14 protein-coding genes are annotated in these 15,537 nt (G+C 62.0%); 2 read left to right on the top strand and 12 right to left on the bottom strand.

The genetic code is table 11. The features are described 5' to 3' along the window. Positions 1-28 precede the first annotated feature (28 nt). From JHX88_RS13670 to JHX88_RS13660, 3 genes are all read right to left on the bottom strand, one after another. On the bottom strand, positions 29-2,560 hold the full coding sequence (locus tag JHX88_RS13670) for a putative PEP-binding protein (protein ID WP_141225752.1): 2,532 nt from the start codon (positions 2,558-2,560) through the stop codon (positions 29-31). 94 nt (positions 2,561-2,654) lie between these two features. Then, the gene (locus JHX88_RS13665; RefSeq protein WP_076523504.1) at positions 2,655-3,251 is read right to left on the bottom strand and encodes a peptidylprolyl isomerase; all 597 of its coding nucleotides are present in this window, start codon (positions 3,249-3,251) and stop codon (positions 2,655-2,657) included. After that, positions 3,244-3,750: a peptidylprolyl isomerase gene (locus JHX88_RS13660; RefSeq protein ID WP_076523502.1), complete on the bottom strand. Its 507-nt coding sequence runs from the start codon at positions 3,748-3,750 to the stop codon at positions 3,244-3,246. The genes JHX88_RS13665 and JHX88_RS13660 overlap by 8 nt, the downstream gene beginning before the upstream one ends. A gap of 163 nt (positions 3,751-3,913) precedes the next feature. On the opposite strand from JHX88_RS13660, the gene JHX88_RS13655 reads away from it, so the two are divergent. Both JHX88_RS13655 and JHX88_RS13650 read left to right on the top strand, forming a co-directional pair. After that, a complete protein-coding gene (locus tag JHX88_RS13655; RefSeq protein ID WP_076523500.1) occupies positions 3,914-5,116 on the top strand; it encodes a phosphoglycerate kinase in 1,203 nt (400 codons plus the stop codon). A 264-nt stretch (positions 5,117-5,380) separates the two neighbouring features. Beyond that, complete coding sequence (locus JHX88_RS13650) at positions 5,381-6,307, top strand: class I fructose-bisphosphate aldolase (RefSeq protein WP_076523498.1); 927 nt, start codon at positions 5,381-5,383, stop codon at positions 6,305-6,307. A 147-nt stretch (positions 6,308-6,454) separates the two neighbouring features. Here JHX88_RS13650 and JHX88_RS13645 read toward each other — a convergent pair whose 3' ends face one another. From JHX88_RS13645 to sucD, 9 genes are all read right to left on the bottom strand, one after another. After that, positions 6,455-6,988, bottom strand: coding sequence for a lytic transglycosylase domain-containing protein (locus JHX88_RS13645; RefSeq protein ID WP_084202855.1), 534 nt, complete (start codon positions 6,986-6,988; stop codon positions 6,455-6,457). Further along, on the bottom strand, positions 6,981-8,375 hold the full coding sequence (gene lpdA / locus JHX88_RS13640; RefSeq protein WP_076523496.1) for a dihydrolipoyl dehydrogenase: 1,395 nt from the start codon (positions 8,373-8,375) through the stop codon (positions 6,981-6,983). Before lpdA ends, JHX88_RS13645 begins: the two co-directional genes overlap by 8 nt. 69 nt (positions 8,376-8,444) lie before the next feature. Continuing rightward, entirely contained in the window at positions 8,445-8,834 is a 390-nt protein-coding gene (locus JHX88_RS13635; protein WP_076523494.1) for an MAPEG family protein, read from the bottom strand. A 1-nt stretch (position 8,835) separates the two neighbouring features. Next, positions 8,836-9,090, bottom strand: a complete 255-nt coding sequence (locus tag JHX88_RS13630) for a hypothetical protein (protein ID WP_076523492.1) — start codon at positions 9,088-9,090, stop codon at positions 8,836-8,838. A gap of 3 nt (positions 9,091-9,093) precedes the next feature. Further along, entirely contained in the window at positions 9,094-9,570 is a 477-nt protein-coding gene (locus tag JHX88_RS13625; protein WP_141225751.1) for an EVE domain-containing protein, read from the bottom strand. Positions 9,571-9,623: 53 nt separating this feature from the next. After that, a complete protein-coding gene (gene odhB, locus JHX88_RS13620; protein WP_076523490.1) occupies positions 9,624-11,153 on the bottom strand; it encodes a 2-oxoglutarate dehydrogenase complex dihydrolipoyllysine-residue succinyltransferase in 1,530 nt (509 codons plus the stop codon). Between the two features lie 4 nt (positions 11,154-11,157). Next, positions 11,158-14,124: a 2-oxoglutarate dehydrogenase E1 component gene (locus JHX88_RS13615; protein ID WP_076523488.1), complete on the bottom strand. Its 2,967-nt coding sequence runs from the start codon at positions 14,122-14,124 to the stop codon at positions 11,158-11,160. Between the two features lie 35 nt (positions 14,125-14,159). Next, positions 14,160-14,561 (bottom strand): hypothetical protein, encoded by a 402-nt coding sequence (locus JHX88_RS13610; protein WP_176011396.1) that lies wholly within the window; start codon positions 14,559-14,561, stop codon positions 14,160-14,162. 67 nt (positions 14,562-14,628) lie between these two features. Further along, the gene (gene sucD / locus JHX88_RS13605; RefSeq protein ID WP_076523484.1) at positions 14,629-15,513 is read right to left on the bottom strand and encodes a succinate--CoA ligase subunit alpha; all 885 of its coding nucleotides are present in this window, start codon (positions 15,511-15,513) and stop codon (positions 14,629-14,631) included. Positions 15,514-15,537: the final 24 nt, after the last annotated feature.

Genomic DNA, 15,537 nt, shown 5'->3' with positions numbered 1-15,537 from the left:
TGGATCGAAAGCGAATCGATCCAGCTATCTAATCTGCGGGCGAGCGGATCGCTGCCTGTGCCGCCGCAAGTCGCGCGATGGGCACGCGGAATGGTGAGCAGGAGATATAGTCAAATCCCGCCTCGTGGCAGAAGGCGATGGATTCGGGATTGCCGCCATGCTCTCCGCAGACGGCAATGGTAATCTCGGGGCGCTCGATACGGGCCCGTTCGGCGCCAATCAGAAGCAGTTCCCCGACGCCGTCCTGGTCGAGGATGTGGAAAGGGTCTTCCGCGTAGATGCCTTGCTGGACATAGATGTTCATGAAGCGGCCCGCGTCGTCGCGGGACAGGCCGTAGGCCATCTGTGTCAGGTCGTTGGTTCCGAACGACAGAAAGGCGGAATGCGCGGCAATGTCGCCAGCCCGCAGCGCTGCCCGAGGGGTTTCGACCATGACGCCGAGCCGATAGGTGAAATCCGTCTGGCGGTCGTTGCGTACGGCGGCGGCCACCGCATCGACGCGATTTTGCACCAGCTCGACCTCGCGCATGGCCGATACCAGCGGGATCATGATCTCGGGAACCACGGGTTTGCCCTTGCGGTTGGACTCGACCGTCGCCTCGAAAATCGCGCGGGCCTGCATCTCGTAGATCTCGGGAATGGCGATGCCGAGGCGTACGCCGCGCATGCCCAGCATCGGGTTGAATTCCGTCAACGCATCTACCCGCCGCGTGACATCCGAAAGCGGCAGGTCCAGGGATTCGGCCAGTTCACGCAGGCCCGCGCGGTCATGCGGCAGGAATTCATGCAGCGGCGGATCGAACAGGCGAATCGTGACGGGCAGCCCGGCCATGATCTCGAACAGGTCGATGAAATCCTTGCGTTGCATCGGCAGAATCCGATCCAGCGCCAGTTTCCGGTCTTCGGGGCTGTCGGCAAAGATCATCTCGCGCATGGCGGGCAGACTATCGGTTTCGAAAAACATGTGCTCGGTGCGGCACAGACCGATGCCTTGCGCGTTGAATTTGCGGGCGGTGTGAGCCTCTTCGGGCGTGTCGGCATTGGCGCGTACAACCATCCGGCTGGCGTCATCCGCCCATTCCAGCAACTGGGTGAACGCGTCGTCCAAGGCCGGTTCCAGCATGGCGGCGGCGCCTGCCAGGACCTCGCCCGTGGTGCCGTCGATGGTGATTTCGTCGCCTTCCTTGAGGCTGCGCTTTCCGGCGAGCAGGGTTCTGCTGCGCAGGTCAATGCTGATATTCGAAGCACCGACGATGCAGGGCAGGCCCAGTCCGCGCGCGATTACCGCTGCATGGCTGCTCATCCCGCCACGTCCCGTCAGCACGCCGACTGAGGCGTGCATGCCGCGGATATCGTCGGGCAATGTTTCGCGCCGGACGAGGATGCAGGCTTCGCCACGGGCGGCCGAGGCCTGGGCGGCGGCGGCGGAGAACACGATCTTTCCGGTCGCGGCGCCCGGGCTGGCATTGATGCCGCTGGTGATCACGTCACGCTCGCCGCGCGGATCGACCTGGTGGTGGAGAAGGTCGATCAATGCGCGCGGTTCGACCCGCATCACCGCCTCTTCGGGCTGGATGATGCCATCGCGGGCCAGGGCCACCGCGATCCGGACACCGGCCCGTGAACTGCGCTGCACCTTGACCGCGTCGATGACCGAGATTTCGCCGTTGGTCACCATGAATTCGATCTGCATCTCTTCGCGCAGTCTTTCACGTGCGGCGACGCCGAAACGGACCAGATCGGCGAAGATTTCCGGGGCAACATCCTCAAGCGACGATCCTCGTTCGTCGCGGGTCAGGAAGAGCGTTTCTGCGCCTGCGCCCTCCGTTTCGCCATGCCGCTGGCCGCGAAAACGGCCAGTGACACGAGGCTGCCCGGTGATCGGGTCAATGAACTGGATCGTGCCAGAACCGCAGAGGCCGGGTCCCAGGGCCAGCCGCATCTGCTGGACCACAAGGCCCAAAGGCGCTTCCGCCGGTGCCCCTTTGGCCTGTCGCAACAGGCGCGCGGTCGGCCCCTCCCATGCACGTGCCATCGAACGAAGGACCCCCGCCAGCTGCCGCTCGGGGTCCTGAGGGAAGGGTTCGTCCATCTCGTCGCGATAGGCGCGCAAAGCGTCGGACAGCGCGCCCCCGCCTTCCTGCGCGAACATGTCGGGATCCAGGCGGGCGATATGAATGGCGTAGCTTTGAACGAAGGACAGGTAGATCGCGTCGGCATTCTCGCGTCCGATCCGGTCGGACAACCGGGCATGGCTGACATCATTGATGCCCACATTCAGAACCGTTCCCGGTCCGCCCCATTCCGGATTCATGGCCGAGGGCCGCACGCTGACCAGCCCGTCGCCCAGGGAGAACAATTCGCTCAGCGGCTGCAGATCGATTTCCTGTCCCGCGGCAATTGCCTGCACGGTCGCGGTCGGCAGGGCAAAACTGTCCGGGACCGGCAATGCCATTCTGACCAGACGCTGCAGGCATTTCGCGCGCCAGCCATGAGAGGCGCGATCGATCTTTGCCGATGGCGCGATTTGGGTCAGGAGATTGGCGTTCTGCATATCCATGGAGGCAGAGGATAGGCGCGCGGGTCGTCATGCCGCAAGTGCGAAAAGGGGGGACATGCCCCCCTTTGCGTCATTTTAGTGGAAATCGACCAGCTCATTCCTCGATAGAGACCTTGGCCATGTAGTCGGGTTCTTCGACGGCGCCATTGGCGTCGGAATCGCCCTTCTTCACGTTGTTCAGAACGTCCCAGCCATCGACCAGTTGTCCGACCACGGTATATTCCCCGTCAAGGAAGGTCGCCGGGGCAAGATCGATGAAGAACTGGCTGTTTGCGCTGTTCGGGTTCTGAGAGCGCGCCATGCCGACCGTGCCTTGCTGGAACGAGACATCGTTGAACTCCGCCTCGAGGTCGGGCAACTCCGAGCCGCCCATGCCAGCCCTCGACGTGTCGCCATCCTGCTTGCCATGCTCCACATCGCCGGTCTGGGCCATGAAGCCGTCGATGACGCGGTGGAACACGACGCCGTCATAGGCGCCGGATTCGGCCAGCTCGACCAGCCTTGCGACATGGTTGGGCGCCTTGTCCTCATAGAGGTCCAGCGTGATCGTGCCCTTGGAGGTGCCATCGGCCGAGGCGACCTCGATCACCATATTGGGGCCGGGTCCGTCACTGACGCCAGGCAACCCTTCGGCCAGCGCGGCAGTTGCGGCGAATGTTAGGGCGGTGGAAAGCAGGACGACCTTATGCATCGGCGGCCACCTTCACCGAGATCATCCGGTCGGGCTGCGCGGGCGGCTCGCCGCGAGTGATCTTGTCGACATGTTCCATCCCCGAAATCACGCGACCATAAACAGTATACTGGCCATTCAGGAAATGGTTGTCATTGAAGCTGATGAAGAACTGGCTGTTTGCGCTGTTGGGATTCTGCGAGCGCGCCGCGCCAATGGTGCCGCGGTCATGCGGCAGTTTCGAGAATTCCGCTGGCAGGTCCGGCAGGTCCGAGCCGCCGGTGCCGGCGCGTCCGGGGTTATAGCCGCTTTCCATGTTCGCATTGGCCACATCGCCGGTCTGGGCCATGAAGCCGTCGATGACGCGATGAAAGGCGACATTGTCGTATTTGCCCGCCCGCGCCAGTTCCTTCATGCGCTCGACATGTTTCGGAGCGACATCGGGCAGAAGCTCGACCACGACAGGGCCGTCCTTCAATTCGATGATGATGGTGTTCTCGGGATCCTTGATATCGGCCATGAGGCCCTCCTATGCCTGTCTGATCCAAGGTCTAGGCGGATGTCGCGCCAAGGGCAACGCGGCAATCACTGACAATCCCGTCAGTCTTTGCGCCAGTTGACGCCATCGCCATCATGCGGGACAAGCCATGTAACGCCTCACAGCCTGCATAAAGGGACGCGATATGGCCGAATTCAAAACCATCGACGACATGGACCTGGACGGGAAGGCCGTTCTCATCCGCGTGGACCTGAACGTGCCGGTCGATCAGGGCCGGGTCACGGACGCCACCCGCATCGACAAGATCGTGCCCACGGTAAAGGATGTGCAGGCCAAGGGCGGCATCCCGGTGCTGCTGGCCCATTTCGCCCGCCCCAAGGGCAAGCGCGTGGACAGCATGAGCCTGAAGCAGGTCCTCCCCGCGCTGGAGGCGGCACTGGGCCAGAAGGTGGCTTTCGCCGATGACTGCATCGGAGGGCCGGCCAAGCGGGTGGTCGCCGCGTTGGAACCGGGTGACGTCGCCTTGCTGGAAAATACCCGCTTCCACGAAGGGGAAGAGAAGAACGATCAGATCTTCGCCGCATCGCTGGCCGCGTTGGGCGGGGCTTATATCAACGACGCATTCTCGGCTGCGCATCGCGCCCATGCCTCGACCGAGGGGCTGGCGCGGCTGCTGGATGCCGGGGCAGGGCGGCTGATGGAGGCCGAGCTGAAGGCGCTGGATGCGGCGCTTGGCAATCCGCAACGCCCGGTTGCGGCAGTGGTCGGCGGGGCCAAGGTCTCGACCAAGCTGGACCTGCTGTCCAACCTGATCGAGAAGGTGGATCACCTGATCATCGGCGGCGGGATGGCCAATACTTTCCTGGTCGCTAAGGGCGTCGAGACCGGCAAATCGCTGGCTGAACGTGACATGGCCGATACGGCCCTAGAGATCATCGAAAAGGCCGAGGCAGGTGGCTGCACCATTCACCTGCCGGTGGATATCGTCGTGGCGCGGGAGTTCAAGGCGGGGGCCGAGAGCGAGATCCTGCCGGTCGATCAATGCCCGGCGGATGCGATGATTCTCGATGCCGGGCCGGATACGGTGGCGGAAATCCGCGACATCTTTGCGAATTGCCGCACATTGATCTGGAATGGCCCGCTCGGTGCGTTCGAGATCGAGCCTTTCGACCGCGCGACCAATGCCGCAGCCCAAGCGGCGGCGGAGGCCACGCGCGAAGGCACGCTGATTTCGGTTGCGGGCGGTGGCGACACCGTGGCAGCGCTGAACAAGGCCGGGGTTGCCGAGGATTTCACCTTCATCTCGACGGCCGGAGGCGCTTTCCTTGAGTGGATGGAAGGTAAGGACTTGCCGGGTGTCGCAGCGCTTCACGCCGCAGCTTCCTGAATCCACGGGAATATACTCGACGCGAAGGGGCGGCATGGCCGCCCTTTCTTCATGCGGCTTCTCCCTTGTTTCGATAGATGATGGGAGTTGACGGCATTTTCCTGCCGAAATGAGGCGAGCCCGCGCGGGGGCGGTTTCCCCTGTGGCAGAAAGTTGCCGCTATCGACAAATCTGCGCGCGTTATCAGAAAAATGTTAGCGAAAACAAGATTGTCTGTCCCGGCCCGCATGCTATGCAGCCCGCAATCATGACAGGAGCATTTTTATGATGATGACCGACACGGTGCGCCGCATTCTTGCCAATTACGAAGGAGAAACGCCGGGTGTTAAGGCACAGCTTGCGCGTATGCTGATGACGGGCAAGCTGGCTGGCACCGGCAAGATGATCATTCTTCCGGTCGATCAGGGGTTCGAACATGGGCCTGCACGTTCATTCGCGCCCAACCCGGCGGGATATGATCCGCATTACCATTACCAGCTTGCCATCGATGCCGGGCTGAACGCCTTTGCCGCCCCTCTGGGCATGATCGAGGCCGGGGCCGACAGTTTTGCGGGCCAGATCCCCACGATCCTCAAGCTGAACAGCGCCAACAGCCTGATGTCGGGAACGGCGGGCAAGAACCAGGCGCTGACTGGCAGCGTCGACGACGCGTTGCGCCTTGGTTGCGCGGCCATCGGCTTTACCATCTATCCGGGCTCGGACATGGCGTTGGACATGTTCGAGGAAATCAAGGAGATGCGCCGCGAAGCCGCCGCCAAGGGTGTCGCCACGGTGATCTGGTCCTATCCGCGTGGCGAGGCGGTCTCGAAGGATGGCGAGACGGCCATCGACATCGCTGCCTATGCCGCCCAGATGGCGGCGCTGTTGGGAGCGCATATCATCAAGATCAAGCTGTCCACCGATCACCTGGAACTCGGCGAGGCCAAGAAGGTCTATGAGGCGCAGAAGATCGATATCTCGACCCAGGCCAAGCGGGTTGAGCATTGCATGCAATCCTCCTTTGCCGGGCGCCGGATCGTGGTGTTCTCGGGCGGTGCGGCGAAGGGCGCGGATGCGGTCTATGACGATGCGCGCGCAATCCGCGACGGCGGCGGCAACGGTTCGATCATCGGCCGCAACAGCTTCCAGCGGTCGCGCGAGGATGCGCTGGACATGCTGCAGAAGCTTGTCGATATCTATAAGGGAGCCTGATCCGGCGAGCCGGTGGACGCGCCCTTGCCGGGCGCGACGAGATTTGCGCCTGACGGCGCGGAGTAGAGGGGGCGCTCGCGCCCCCTCTTGCACTTGCGGTGCAATTCATCCCCGAAGGTATTTGGACAAAAAAGAAGCCTGTCCGTGTCAGCTCCGCAGTCCGGTTTCTTTCAGAAGGCCCTTGCGTTTGGCCTCGTAATAATAGCCCCGCGCATACCACATGACCGCCTTGTCATGGTTGCCATTGGCAACCAGATAGGCGCCGCGCAGGTATTTTACCGCGTATTTGAGGTTGGTGTCGGCATCGAGTAGCCCGCTGGCAGGGCCGCGATAGCCCATCGTTCGCGCCGTCTGCGGCAGGATCTGCATCAGCCCGTAATAGGGGCCGTTGCGCGCGCCGGGCCGGTGTGTGGATTCGCGGATGATGACCCGTTGGACCAATGATGCCGGGACACCGTAATGCGCCGCCCAATAATTGATGCGAGAGCGCAGATAGGGTGTCTCGTTGGGGTGGAGGCCCGAGTGATCGGACCTTTCAGCCGGTTTCTGCGATTTCCGTCCGCAAGCCACCAGTGCCAGAGACCCGGCCAGCAGAGCGCGTCGCCCGACCTTTCCGGCGGAGAGCGGCTTCCGGGTGGAGGACGAGGGAGGAGGTGATGCCTCCCACGTTTCGTCAGACATGGATTGCCCCGTCGCCACAGGCCAGGGCGGCTTCGCGAACCGCCTCGGAGGTGGTTGGATGGGCGTGACAGGTCAGCGCCAGATCCTCGGCCGAAGCGCCGAATTCCATGGCCACGCAGACCTCGTGGATCATCTCTCCGGCATTGGGGCCGACGATATGACAGCCCAGGATGCGGTCGGTTTCGGCATCGGCGATCAGTTTGACGAAGCCGTCCGGCTGCATCATCGCCTTGGCGCGGGCATTGCCCATGAAGGGGAACTTGCCGATCTTGACCTTGTGGCCGTTTTCCTTCGCGGCCTCTTCGGTCAGACCGACATTCGCCACCTCGGGGGTGGTGTAGATCACGCCGGGAATGACGTCGTAATTCACGTGTCCATGCTTGCCGGCGATGGTCTCGGCCACCGCCATTCCCTCGTCTTCGGCCTTATGCGCCAGCATCGGGCCGGGGACACAATCGCCGATGGCATAGACACCCTTCACATTCGTGGCCCAGTGCTGATCGATCTTGACGAAGCCGCGATCGGTCATCTCGATGCCGATCTTGTCCAGGCCCAACCCATCGACCTGCGGGCGCCGGCCAGTGGCGACGAGAACGCAGTCGGCCTCCAACGCATGTTCGCTGTCATCCTTTTTCAGCGCATAGGTGAGTTTCGCCTTGCTCTTGGCAACCTCTGCCCCCTTGACCGCTGCGCCGAGAACGAATTTGAGGCCCTGCTTGGTCAGGGTCTTCTGGAATTGTTTCTGTACCTCGGCGTCCATGCCGGGGGTGATGACGTCGAGATATTCCACCACCGTCACCGCGGTGCCGAGACGGGCATAGACCGAGCCGAGTTCCAGCCCGATGACACCGGCGCCGATCACGACCATGGATTTAGGGATCTTCGGCAGCGACAGCGCACCGGTCGAGTCGACGACCACGCCGGCATCGTTATCGACCTCTACCCCCTTCAGCGCAGAGGGAACCGAGCCGGTCGCGATGACGATATTCTTTGTTTCGTGCAGGGTGTCGTCGATCTTGACCTTGCCGGGCCCCTCGATGCTGGCCCAGCCCTTGAGCCAGTCGATCTTGTTCTTCTTGAACAGGAACTCGATGCCCTTGGTATTGCCCGACACCGTTTCGGCCTTGTAGCCCTGCATCTTGGTCCAGTCGGTTTTGACCTTGCCGCCGGTCAGGCCCATACGCTCGAAATTCTCGTGGGCTTCATGCAGCATATGGCTGGCGTGCAGCAGCGCCTTGGACGGAATGCAGCCGACATTCAGGCAGGTGCCGCCAAGCGTCTCGCGCCCTTCGACACAGGCGACCTTGAGGCCGAGCTGGGCGGCACGGATGGCGCAGACATAGCCGCCGGGACCAGCGCCGATCACGATCAGATCATAGGTGGACATCACACACTCCTTCTGTCCTTCGGACCATGCGGTCTGTAGACCGCAGATATATTCATTCAAAGCGCCGCATCAGAAAAGCGCCGCCAGTATCATCAGCATCGTTGCCGCAAACCCGACCGCCCAGATGAGCGAGCGCCACGGCACCCAGCCCAGCAAATAGGCGGGCACATAGAGGATTCTTGCAAGCAGGTAGACCCAGGCACAGGCCGCCGTAAGCGCCGAACCCTGCTGTCCTGCCGTCACCACGACCACGGCGAGGGTGAAGAGGATCAACCCTTCGAAATGGTTGTTCAATGCCCGGTGCAACCGGCCAGCCACCCCCGTGAGGGCAGGGACGTTATCGCGGGGCCCCATTGCAAGTTTCGGGCCGATCTGCCGGTTCGCGGCGATTGAGAAGCCTGCGAATTGCAAGCCCTGCAGCAGTCCGGAAAGGGCCAATACCGTCAATTCCGTGCTCATGTCAGACGGTCTCGACGAAATGGAAACTGGTGCCGGTCACTCCCGCCTGTGAATTGAACACGCCTGCCGCGCCGTCGAGATAATCTTTCGCCGCCTTCGCATTCGTGACGTTGAACAGAGCCCATATATTCGCCTCATCCTCGCGCCAAAGCTGTAGCAGCGACAAACCGTTATGACTGCGATCCTCGGCATCGGCATCGAAGGCGGGCTTGAATGTGGCATAATCGCCGATCCGGTAATGGGCGAGCAGTTGCATGGGTCATTTCCCCGTCATGGCGGCGCGGATCACATGACGATCCGCATCGGTGATTTCGAAAAGTCCGCGCCGGGCCAGCATTCCCCAGCTTCCCCGCGTAAAATCCAGCGTCTGCGTCAATTCGGCAAGCTGCGCCTCGGTTGCGTCGAGCCAGTCGATATCGCGGCGAAAGCCCATTGCCCCGCCATGCATCTTGATCTGATAGGGCTCGGCATCTTTCACGGTGCCGATTGCGGTGAAGGCTTTCAGAACCTCGCCGCCCGTCGGCATGGTCCGCGGCGAGTAGTAGATCAGCCAGTCGCCCGGTGTCAGGCGCAAAAGTGGACCCAGCTTGCCATGGTCCAGCATCGAGAAACCGCTCTCGACGCTTTCCAGGGCGTGATCGCGGCTGACAACGGCAATCCAGTTGCGGGTCTCCGCTTGCGCTGGCGCGGATTGTTCTGCCGTTGTGCCGGGGTTGGATTGCGTCTTCGCGGACATGGATACCTCGCTGGCGGGACGGGGCATGAAGCCCGTCCCGACCGGTCGTTGAATTACAGATCCATCAGCAGGCGGCGCGGATCCTCCAGCGCCTCCTTGACACGGACGAGGAAGGTCACGGCGCCTTTCCCATCGACGATCCGGTGGTCATAGGACAGCGCCAGATACATCATCGGACGAATGACGATCTCGCCTCCCACGACCATCGGACGTTCCTGGATCTTGTGCATGCCCAGAATGCCCGATTGCGGCGGGTTCAGGATCGGCGAGGACATCAGCGAACCGTAGACCCCACCATTCGAGATGGTGAATGTGCCGCCCTGCATGTCGGCCATGCTCAGCTTGCCATCGCGGCCCTTGGCGCCAAGCTCGCCGATCTCCTTCTCGATTTCGGCAAAGCTCTTGCGGTCGGTGTCGCGCACGACCGGAACGACCAGGCCCGACGGAGTGCCGACGGCCACGCCCATATTGACGTAGTTCTTGTAAATCACTTCCGTGCCGTCGATCTCGGCATTGACCTCGGGCACTTCCTTCAGGGCGTGACAGCAGGCCTTTGCGAAGAAGGACATGAAACCCAACTTGACCTTGTGCTTCTTTTCGAAGGCGTCCTTGTATTCGCTGCGAAGCTGCATGATGCCGGACATGTCGGCCTCATTATAGGTGGTCAGCATCGCGGCGGTGTTCTGCGCGTCCTTCAGTCGGCGGGCGATGGTCTGGCGCAAGCGGGTCATCTTGACCCGTTCCTCGCGCGCCGCATCCTGAGCGGGCGAGGGCGCCCGTGCGGCGCTCGCCGTGGCTTTCGGTGCAGATGCGGCGGATGCGACATCTTCTTTCATGACCCGGCCATCACGGCCCGAACCCTGCACCTGATCGCGGCTGATCCCTTTTTCGGCCATGGCTTTCTTGGCCGAAGGCGCATCTTCGACATCCTTGCCTGAGCCCGAAGCGCTGGCCGGGGCGCTGGCTTGCTGGGCGGCCGGGGCAGGGGCGGCGCCTGCAGCGCCTTCGGTGATGATTGCCAGTTTGGCCTTGGCGTCCACGGTGGTTCCTTCCGGCGCCAGGATCTCGGCCAGCACACCGGCGGCAGGCGCGGGAACTTCGACCGAGACCTTGTCGGTTTCCAACTCGCACAGCATTTCGTCTGCAGAGACATTGTCGCCGATCTGCTTGAACCAGGTGGCGACGGTTGCCTCGGTCACGCTTTCGCCAAGCGCGGGTACCATCACATCGACCGAGGCGCCGGTCTTGGCAGGTGCGGCTGATGGAGCATCGCCGTCTTGCCCATTGCCGTCTGCTGCCTTCGCCTTGGGTGCGTCAGCCTTCGCTGCACCGCCACCTTCGGAGGCGCCTTCCGTGATTTGTGCCAGCAAGGCCGAAGGGCCGACGGTTTCGCCCTCGGCGGCGACGATTTCGGCCAGAACACCGGCGGCGGGGCTGGGAACTTCGACGGTTACCTTGTCGGTTTCCAGTTCGCACAGCATTTCATCGACCGCGACGGCGTCGCCGGGTTTCTTGAACCAGGTGGCGATGGTCGCCTCGGTAACGGATTCGCCCAGGGCGGGAACACGAACTTCGATGGTCATCGGATCATCCTTCGATAGTGAGCGCTTCATTTACCAGCGCTTCTTGTTCAGACTTGTGACGCGAGGCGAGGCCGGTCGCGGGCGAGGCAGCGGCATTGCGCCCGACATAACGGGCGCGACCGTGTTTGGCGCCCAAACGTTCCAGCACCCATTCGATATAGGGCTCGACAAATGTCCAGCCGCCCTGGTTCTTGGGCTCTTCCTGACACCAGACGACTTCGGCCTGTTTGAAGCGGCCCAGTTCCTTCACCATCGCCTGCGCGGGGAAGGGGTAAAGCTGTTCCAGTCGCAGCAGGTAGACATCGGTGAGCCCTGCTTCGTCGCGCGCCTTGAGCAGGTCGAAATAGACCTTTCCCGAACAGACGACGACGCGGCGGATCTTGTCGTCCGCAACCAGCTTGGTGTCGGAATTTCCTTCCTCGGCATCGTCCCACAGCACGCGGTGGAAGGTGGAACCGGTCTGGAAATCCTCTGCCTTGCTGACCGCCAGCGGGTGGCGCAGAAGTGATTTCGGAGTCATCAGGACCAGCGGCTTGCGGAAGTCGCGATGGATCTGACGGCGCAGGATATGGAAGTAATTCGCCGGAGTCGTGCAATTGGCGACGATCCAGTTGTCCTCTGCACTCATTTGCAGGAACCGTTCGAGCCGGGCCGAGCTGTGTTCGGGGCCCTGACCCTCGTAGCCATGGGGCAGTAGCATGACCAGCCCGGACATGCGCAGCCACTTCTTTTCGCCCGAGGAAATGAACTGGTCGAACATGATCTGGGCACCATTGGCGAAATCGCCGAACTGCGCTTCCCACATGACCAGGGAATTGGGCTCGGCCAGCGTATAGCCATATTCGAAGCCGAGAACCGCATATTCCGACAGCATCGAGTCGATGACCTCGTAGCGGGCCTGATTCTGGGATATGTTGTTCAGCGGGAAATACCGCTCTTCGGTTTTCTGATCGATAAGGGCCGAGTGGCGCTGACTGAAGGTGCCGCGAGCACTGTCCTGACCGGCCAGGCGCACACCGTGACCTTCGGCCAGCAATGAGCCGAAGGCAATCGCCTCGCCCGTGGCCCAATCGAAGCCTTTACCGGTTTCGAACATCGTTTTCTTCGCCTGCAGCAAACGGTTTACTGTCTTGTGCAGGCTCACCCCATCGGGAGGGGTGGTCAAAGCACGGCCGATCTGCGTCATCATCTCGGGCGGGATACCGGTTTGACCCGGAACATATTCCGCGCCTTCACGCTCGAACCCGGACCACTTGCCGTCCAGCCAATCGGCCTTGTTCGGTTTGTAATTCTTGCCGATTTCGAACTCTTCGTTCAGATGCGCCTGGAAGGCAGCCTTCATATCGTCGATCTCGCCCTCGGGGATCAGCCCGTCGGCGACCAGCCGGTCAGTATAAACCTGCAGCGTCGTCTTGTGCGACTTGATCTTGGTATACATCGCCGGGTTGGTGAACATCGGCTCGTCGCCTTCGTTATGTCCGAAGCGGCGATAGCAGATGATGTCGAGCACCACATCCTTGTGGAATTTCTGCCGGAATTCTGTTGCCACGCGCGCGGCATGAACGACCGCTTCGGGGTCGTCGCCATTGACGTGGAAAATCGGCGCCTCGACCATCATCGCGATATCGGTCGGATAGGGCGATGTGCGGCTGAAATGCGGGGCGGTCGTGAAACCGATCTGGTTGTTCACGACAATATGGATCGTGCCGCCCGTGCGATGGCCGCGAATGCCCGACAATTGCAGACATTCCGCAACGACGCCCTGACCGGCGAAAGCCGCGTCGCCGTGCAAGAGGATCGGCAGCACGGCCGTTCGCTCGGGGCTGTCCTTCAGCTGATCGCCCTTGGCGCGGGCCTTGCCCAGCACGACCGGATTCACCGCTTCCAGATGGCTGGGATTGGCGGTCAGCGACAGATGAACCGTGTTGCCGTCGAACTCGCGGTCCGAGGAAGCGCCGAGATGGTATTTCACGTCGCCCGAACCATCCACATCCTCGGGCTTGAAGCTGCCGCCCTGGAACTCGTGGAAGATCGCGCGATAGGGCTTCGACAGCACATTGGCCAGAACCGAAAGCCGTCCGCGGTGGGGCATGCCGAAGACGATTTCCTTTACGCCCAGTGCTCCGCCGCGCTTGATGATCTGCTCCATCGCGGGGATCAGTGCCTCGCCGCCGTCAAGGCCGAAGCGCTTGGTGCCCATATATTTGACATGCAGGAATTTCTCGAAGCCCTCTGCCTCGACCAGCTTGTTGAGGATGGCGCGGCGGCCATTCTTGGTGAACTGGATTTCCTTTCCATAGCCCTCGATCCGCTCTTTCAGCCAAGAAGCTTCCTCGGGATTCGAGATATGCATGTATTGCAGCGCGAAAGTGCCGCAATAGGTGCGCTTCATCAACTCGGCAATCTGGCGGATCGTGGCGACTTCGAGGCCGAGGACATTGTCGATGAAGATCGGACGGTCCAGGTCATCGGGACCAAAACCATAGGTGGCGGCTTTCAGTTCGCCATGATCGGGAACGCTGCGCAGGTTAAGCGGGTCCAGGTCGGCGTGCAGGTGGCCACGAATCCGATAGGCGCGGATCAGCATCAGCGCGCGGATCGAGTCCAGCACCGCCTGACGCATCTGGGTTTCGGTCAGATCGACGCCCTTTTCCTTGGCCTTGGCGGCGATCTTTTTCATCGCTGCATCTGCCTCGGCCTTGGGGGCCATCGGCCATTCGCCGGTCAAAGCGGCGGTGTTGTCGTCGGTCGGCATGGGCGGCCAATCGGCGCGCGCCCATGACGGTCCTTCGGCTTCCCGCACCGCGTCCCCTTCGGCATCGCCGAGAGTGCGGAAGAAAGTGTCCCAGGCCTGGTCGACCGCGGCCGGATCCTTGGCCCATTGACCGTAAAGCTGTTCTATATAGGCCGCGTTATGGCCTTGAAGAAACGAGGAATCGTGGAAATCAGAGTTGTTTGGCTGGTCATTCATGGCTCATCCCCGGTTCAGGGCAGAAGAAAAAGTTGTCAGGCACAGTAAATATCGATCATGGCGGCGCCGGGATCGGCATAGGGGTCGGTGCGGGGTATACGCTCGATACGAGAGACCGAACGGCTTTCCAGCCCGCAAAGCGCCCGCGCCGCACCCTGATCGGCAGAGGCCGGGGCGCGGGCAGGATGGTAGATCAGCCGCCAGCCATAATCGCGGCGGGAGACGGTGCGGACTGAATCGGATGGTAGGGTGCTGGCCTCGTGCAGATCGGTCCGGGCGGGAACGCCGCCAGGCAGCACAAGATCGGTGGGCTTGCCGCCGCAGGCGGTCAGCGTCAACAGCGCGGCAAACGAGAGTGGAGCAACCGAGGAGGAACGCCTCGTCGAACGCATTTCTGCGGGCTTTTTTTGCCGGGCCTCTGGTCCCTGTTCGTCCACGTCTTGCCTCGCGCGGTGGTTGCCCCGTGCCCCCATACTCAAGTGGGGGGCACGGGCTGTCAATTCATCAGCTTCCGATGGCCTTCAAAACGGCCTCGCCCAGCCCGGCGGGGCTGTCGGCGACCACGATCCCGGCGCTTTTCATCGCCTCGATCTTTGATTCGGCATCACCCTTGCCGCCCGAAACGATCGCGCCGGCATGACCCATGCGGCGGCCCGGAGGCGCGGTGCGGCCGGCAATGAAACCGGCGGTGGGCTTCCATTTGCCCTTCTTCTTCTGTTCGGCCAGGAATTCGGCGGCATCTTCCTCGGCGCTGCCGCCGATTTCGCCGATCATGATGATCGACTCGGTTTCGTCGTCATCGAGGAACATTTGCAGCACGTCGATATGCTCCATCCCCTTGATCGGATCGCCGCCGATGCCCACGGCGCTGGACTGCCCAAGGCCGACATCCGAGGTCTGCTTGACAGCCTCGTAGGTCAGCGTGCCCGAGCGCGAAACCACGCCGACCGAGCCGCGCTTGAAGATATTGCCGGGCATGATGCCGATCTTGCATTCATCGGGCGTCATGATGCCGGGGCAGTTCGGGCCGATCAGTTTCGAGGTGCTGCCTTCAAGCGCGCGCTTGACCCGCATCATGTCGAGCACCGGGATACCCTCGGTGATCGCGACGATCAACGGGATCTCGGCATCTATCGCCTCGAGGATCGAATCGGCGGCGAAAGGCGGCGGCACATAGATCGCGGTGGCAGTGGCGCCGGTTTTCGCGACGGCCTCATGCACGGAGTTGAATACCGGCAGGTCAAGATGCTCGGTCCCGCCCTTGCCGGGCGTCACGCCGCCGACCATTTGCGTGCCATATGCAATCGCCTGTTCGGTATGGAAAGTGCCCTGGGAACCGGTCAGGCCCTGGCAGATGACTTTGGTGGTTTTGTCTACGAGAATGGCCATTTCGTGGCGTCTCCGAATTTACGA

The organism is Paracoccus saliphilus (assembly GCF_028553805.1).
GTDB classification, from domain to species: domain Bacteria; phylum Pseudomonadota; class Alphaproteobacteria; order Rhodobacterales; family Rhodobacteraceae; genus Paracoccus; species Paracoccus saliphilus.
Note: the sequence above shows the minus strand (reverse complement) of the source record. Positions and strands in the feature narration are given on the sequence as shown.

Excerpts from the sequence above, each read along its gene's own strand:
- JHX88_RS13670 (WP_141225752.1), bottom strand. The coding sequence starts at position 2,560 with ATGGATATGCAGAACGCCAATCTCCTGACCCAAATCGCGCCATCGGCA.
- JHX88_RS13665 (WP_076523504.1), bottom strand. The coding sequence starts at position 3,251 with ATGCATAAGGTCGTCCTGCTTTCCACCGCCCTAACATTCGCCGCAACT.
- JHX88_RS13660 (WP_076523502.1), bottom strand. The coding sequence starts at position 3,750 with ATGGCCGATATCAAGGATCCCGAGAACACCATCATCATCGAATTGAAG.
- JHX88_RS13655 (WP_076523500.1), top strand. The coding sequence starts at position 3,914 with ATGGCCGAATTCAAAACCATCGACGACATGGACCTGGACGGGAAGGCC.
- JHX88_RS13650 (WP_076523498.1), top strand. The coding sequence starts at position 5,381 with ATGATGATGACCGACACGGTGCGCCGCATTCTTGCCAATTACGAAGGA.
- JHX88_RS13645 (WP_084202855.1), bottom strand. The coding sequence starts at position 6,988 with ATGTCTGACGAAACGTGGGAGGCATCACCTCCTCCCTCGTCCTCCACC.
- lpdA (WP_076523496.1), bottom strand. The coding sequence starts at position 8,375 with ATGTCCACCTATGATCTGATCGTGATCGGCGCTGGTCCCGGCGGCTAT.
- JHX88_RS13635 (WP_076523494.1), bottom strand. The coding sequence starts at position 8,834 with ATGAGCACGGAATTGACGGTATTGGCCCTTTCCGGACTGCTGCAGGGC.
- JHX88_RS13630 (WP_076523492.1), bottom strand. The coding sequence starts at position 9,090 with ATGCAACTGCTCGCCCATTACCGGATCGGCGATTATGCCACATTCAAG.
- JHX88_RS13625 (WP_141225751.1), bottom strand. The coding sequence starts at position 9,570 with ATGTCCGCGAAGACGCAATCCAACCCCGGCACAACGGCAGAACAATCC.
- odhB (WP_076523490.1), bottom strand. The coding sequence starts at position 11,153 with ATGACCATCGAAGTTCGTGTTCCCGCCCTGGGCGAATCCGTTACCGAG.
- JHX88_RS13615 (WP_076523488.1), bottom strand. The coding sequence starts at position 14,124 with ATGAATGACCAGCCAAACAACTCTGATTTCCACGATTCCTCGTTTCTT.
- sucD (WP_076523484.1), bottom strand. The coding sequence starts at position 15,513 with ATGGCCATTCTCGTAGACAAAACCACCAAAGTCATCTGCCAGGGCCTG.